The sequence below is a fragment of the Rhodococcus sp. BUPNP1 genome, from assembly GCF_002215235.1.
Taxonomy (GTDB): domain Bacteria; phylum Actinomycetota; class Actinomycetes; order Mycobacteriales; family Mycobacteriaceae; genus Rhodococcus.
The window spans coordinates 1-5,210 of the sequence record NZ_NERM01000064.1; the positions used below are offsets into that span (position 1 = coordinate 1).

Here is a 5,210-nt window from a genome sequence, read left to right on the forward strand (position 1 = left end):
AACGGGTGTTCGGCGGTGTCCTACTCTCCCACACCCTGTCGAGTGCAGTACCATCGGCGCAGACAGGCTTAGCTTCCGGGTTCGGAATGGGACCGGGCGTTTCCCTGTCGCTATGGCCGCCGTAACTCTATGAAACTTCACGCATCGGATTCGGTTCTCCCCCAAGGGGATTCCCGATATCTGATGTGTGTGTTGTTTCAGATACCGCACAGTGGACGCGTAACATCTTCGTGGTAAGTCCTCGGCCTATTAGTACCGGTCACCTCCACCCATTGCTGGGCTTCCAGTTCCGGCCTATCAACCCGGTGGTCTGCCGGGGGCCTTACCCCCTCGAGGGGGTGAGAAACCTCATCTTGGAACAGGCTTCCCGCTTAGATGCTTTCAGCGGTTATCCCTTCCGAACGTAGCCAACCAGCCATGCCCCTGGCGGGACAACTGGCACACCAGAGGTTCGTCCGTCCCGGTCCTCTCGTACTAGGGACAGCCTTCCTCAAGTTTCTAACGCGCGCGGCGGATAGAGACCGAACTGTCTCACGACGTTCTAAACCCAGCTCGCGTGCCGCTTTAATGGGCGAACAGCCCAACCCTTGGGACCTACTCCAGCCCCAGGATGCGACGAGCCGACATCGAGGTGCCAAACCATCCCGTCGATATGGACTCTTGGGGAAGATCAGCCTGTTATCCCCGGGGTACCTTTTATCCGTTGAGCGACACCGCTTCCACATGCCGGTGCCGGATCACTAGTCCCGACTTTCGTCCCTGCTCGACCTGTCAGTCTCACAGTCAAGCTCCCTTGTGCACTTGCACTCGACACCTGATTGCCAACCAGGCTGAGGGAACCTTTGGGCGCCTCCGTTACATTTTGGGAGGCAACCGCCCCAGTTAAACTACCCACCAGGCACTGTCCCTGAACCAGATCATGGTCCGAGGTTAGAGGTCCAATACGATCAGAGTGGTATTTCAACAACGACTCCACAACCACTGGCGTGGCCGCTTCACAGTCTCCCACCTATCCTACACAAACCGAACCGAACACCAATACCAAGCTATAGTGAAGGTCCCGGGGTCTTTTCGTCCTGCCGCGCGTAACGAGCATCTTTACTCGTAATGCAATTTCGCCGAGTCTGTGGTCGAGACAGCAGAGAAGTCGTTACGCCATTCGTGCAGGTCGGAACTTACCCGACAAGGAATTTCGCTACCTTAGGATGGTTATAGTTACCACCGCCGTTTACTGGGGCTTAAATTCTCAGCTTCGCCACCGAAATGGCTAACCGGTCCTCTTAACCTTCCAGCACCGGGCAGGCGTCAGTCCGTATACATCGTCTTACGACTTCGCACGGACCTGTGTTTTTAGTAAACAGTCGCTTCTCTCTGGTCTCTGCGACCACCCCCAGCTCGGACCGCAAGGGCCGTCACCGGGCGTGGTCCCCCTTCTCCCGAAGTTACGGGGGCATTTTGCCGAGTTCCTTAACCACAGTTCTCTCGATCGCCTCGGTATTCTCTACCTGACCACCTGTGTCGGTTTGGGGTACGGGCCGTGTACCAACTCACTAGAGGCTTTTCTCGGCAGCATAGGATCACTGAATTCCCCTCAACGGGTACGCATCACCTCTCAGGCTGTATGAATGGCGGATTTGCCTACCATTCGCCCTACCGGCTTACACCAGGTATTCCATCACCTGGCCCAGCTACCTTCCTGCGTCACCCCATCGCTTGACTACTACAATCGGGGTCCCGTGCAGCCATCCAGTCGACTCCCGAAGGAGACAGCGGAACTTTTGGACGGTTAGCACAACTGATTCGCCATTGGGCGCGGATACACGGGTACGGGAATATCAACCCGTTGTCCATCGACTACGCCTGTCGGCCTCGCCTTAGGTCCCGACTCACCCTGGGCGGATTAACCTGGCCCAGGAACCCTTGGTCATCCGGCGGACGAGTTTCTCACTCGTCTTTCGCTACTCATGCCTGCATTCTCACTCGCGCAGCCTCCACACCTGGATCACTCCGGCGCTTCCACGGCTGCACGACGCTCCCCTACCCATCCACACCACTGCCGGAAAAGCCGTAACCCTTCCGGGGTGTTGTGTGAATGCCGCGGCTTCGGCGGTGTACTTGAGCCCCGCTACATTGTCGGCGCAGAACCACTTGACCAGTGAGCTATTACGCACTCTTTCAAGGGTGGCTGCTTCTAAGCCAACCTCCTGGTTGTCTCAGCGATCCCACATCCTTTTCCACTTAGTACACGCTTAGGGGCCTTAGCCGGCGATCTGGGCTGTTTCCCTCTCGACTACGAAGCTTATCCCCCGCAGTCTCACTGCCGCGCTCTCACTCACCGGCATTCGGAGTTTGGCTGATTTCGGTAAGCTTGTGGGCCCCCTAGACCATCCAGTAGCTCTACCTCCGGTGAGAAACACGCGACGCTGCACCTAAATGCATTTCGGGGAGAACCAGCTATCACGGAGTTTGATTGGCCTTTCACCCCTACCCACAACTCATCCCCTCAGTTTTCAACCTAAGTGGGTTCGGGCCTCCACGACGTCTTACCATCGCTTCACCCTGGCCATGGGTAGATCACTCCGCTTCGGGTCTAGAACATGCCACTAGATGCGCCCTATTCGGACTCGCTTTCGCTACGACTACCCCACACGGGTTAACCTCGCGACATGCCACTAACTCGCAGGCTCATTCTTCAAAAGGCACGCCATCACCCCCAGCAGCAAGCTGCTCGAAGGCTCTGACGGATTGTAAGCGCACGGTTTCAGGTACTATTTCACTCCCCTCCCGGGGTACTTTTCACCTTTCCCTCACGGTACTAGTCCGCTATCGGTCACCAGGGAGTATTCAGGCTTATCGGGTGGTCCCGACAGATTCACACCGGATTTCACGGGCCCGGTGCTACTCGGGTACTTCTCACGAGAGCCGGCAAGTTTTCGTCTACGGGATTCTCACCCTCTACGACAGGCCGTTCCAGACCACTTCGACTAACCAACCGGTTTCTTACTCTCGCCCGTCATGACAGTGACGGGAAGAAAAGCCCCACAACCCCACGGATGCAACGCCTGCCAGCTATCACACACCCATGGTTTAGCCTCATCCGCTTTCGCTCGCCACTACTCACGGAATCACTGTTGTTTTCTCTTCCTGTGGGTACTGAGATGTTTCACTTCCCCACGTTCCCTCCACACACCCTATATATTCAGATGCGGGTAACACGACATCACTCGTGCTGGGTTTCCCCATTCGGAAATCCTCGGATCACAGCTCGGTTGACAGCTCCCCGAGGCATATCGCAGCCTCCCACGTCCTTCATCGGCTCCTGGTGCCAAGGCATCCACCGTACGCTCATAAACACTTACAACAAAGATGCTCGCGTCCACTGTGCAGTTCTCAAACAACACACAACAACCCCTACCAACGCCGGCCACACGGCCAACCGTCTTCGTAAGTCATCGTCGCTGAAAAAACACTCGCGTGTTCTCTCAGGACCCAACAGTGCACCGATATAACTTTCCTCCTGCCGGCACTCGGGCCCGCAGTAGTGAAGAAAATGCTTGTCAGCGTTCCACCCATGAGCTTCTGCCGTTCCACCTGTGGGAACGAAACAGTCTCTGCCCGTGAGGCAGTCACCTGTGTGACCCCCGCCGGGAGAAGTGCTCCTTAGAAAGGAGGTGATCCAGCCGCACCTTCCGGTACGGCTACCTTGTTACGACTTCGTCCCAATCGCCGATCCCACCTTCGACGGCTCCCTCCCACGAGGGGTTAGGCCACCGGCTTCGGGTGTTACCGACTTTCATGACGTGACGGGCGGTGTGTACAAGGCCCGGGAACGTATTCACCGCAGCGTTGCTGATCTGCGATTACTAGCGACTCCGACTTCACGGGGTCGAGTTGCAGACCCCGATCCGAACTGAGACCGGCTTTAAGGGATTCGCTCCACCTCACGGTATCGCAGCCCTCTGTACCGACCATTGTAGCATGTGTGAAGCCCTGGACATAAGGGGCATGATGACTTGACGTCGTCCCCACCTTCCTCCGAGTTGACCCCGGCAGTCTCCTGCGAGTCCCCACCATCACGTGCTGGCAACACAGGACAAGGGTTGCGCTCGTTGCGGGACTTAACCCAACATCTCACGACACGAGCTGACGACAGCCATGCACCACCTGTCTACCGGCCACAAGGGAAACCACATCTCTGCAGTCGTCCGGTACATGTCAAACCCAGGTAAGGTTCTTCGCGTTGCATCGAATTAATCCACATGCTCCGCCGCTTGTGCGGGCCCCCGTCAATTCCTTTGAGTTTTAGCCTTGCGGCCGTACTCCCCAGGCGGGGCGCTTAATGCGTTGGCTACGGCACGGATCCCGTGGAAGGAAACCCACACCTAGCGCCCACCGTTTACGGCGTGGACTACCAGGGTATCTAATCCTGTTCGCTACCCACGCTTTCGCTCCTCAGCGTCAGTTACTGCCCAGAGACCCGCCTTCGCCACCGGTGTTCCTCCTGATATCTGCGCATTTCACCGCTACACCAGGAATTCCAGTCTCCCCTGCAGTACTCGAGTCTGCCCGTATCGCCTGCAAGCCCGCAGTTGAGCTGCGGGATTTCACAGACGACGCGACAAACCGCCTACGAGCTCTTTACGCCCAGTAATTCCGGACAACGCTCGCACCCTACGTATTACCGCGGCTGCTGGCACGTAGTTGGCCGGTGCTTCTTCTGCAGGTACCGTCACTTGCGCTTCGTCCCTGCTGAAAGAGGTTTACAACCCGAAGGCCGTCATCCCTCACGCGGCGTCGCTGCATCAGGCTTGCGCCCATTGTGCAATATTCCCCACTGCTGCCTCCCGTAGGAGTCTGGGCCGTGTCTCAGTCCCAGTGTGGCCGGTCGCCCTCTCAGGCCGGCTACCCGTCGTCGCCTTGGTAGGCCATTACCCCACCAACAAGCTGATAGGCCGCGGGCTCATCCTGCACCGAAAAACTTTCCACCCCTCACCATGCAGCAAGAGGTCATATCCGGTATTAGACCCAGTTTCCCAGGCTTATCCCAGAGTGCAGGGCAGATCACCCACGTGTTACTCACCCGTTCGCCACTAATCCACCCAGCAAGCTGGGCTTCATCGTTCGACTTGCATGTGTTAAGCACGCCGCCAGCGTTCGTCCTGAGCCAGGATCAAACTCTCCGTTGAAGACTCACAATCACCCCGAAGGGG

3 rRNA genes are annotated in these 5,210 nt (G+C 57.3%); all 3 read right to left on the bottom strand.

The features are described from left to right. Nucleotides 1–7: 7 nt before the first annotated feature. Nucleotides 8–124, bottom strand: a 5S ribosomal RNA gene (gene rrf, locus B9C99_RS25315). Between the two features lie 105 nt (nt 125–229). Next, nucleotides 230–3,361: ribosomal RNA gene (locus B9C99_RS25320) — 23S ribosomal RNA — on the bottom strand. Between the two features lie 303 nt (nt 3,362–3,664). Further along, nucleotides 3,665–5,186 (bottom strand): 16S ribosomal RNA (locus B9C99_RS25325). The 16S, 23S and 5S rRNA genes sit together here, the layout of an rRNA operon. Between the last annotated feature and the right edge of the window lie 24 nt (nt 5,187–5,210).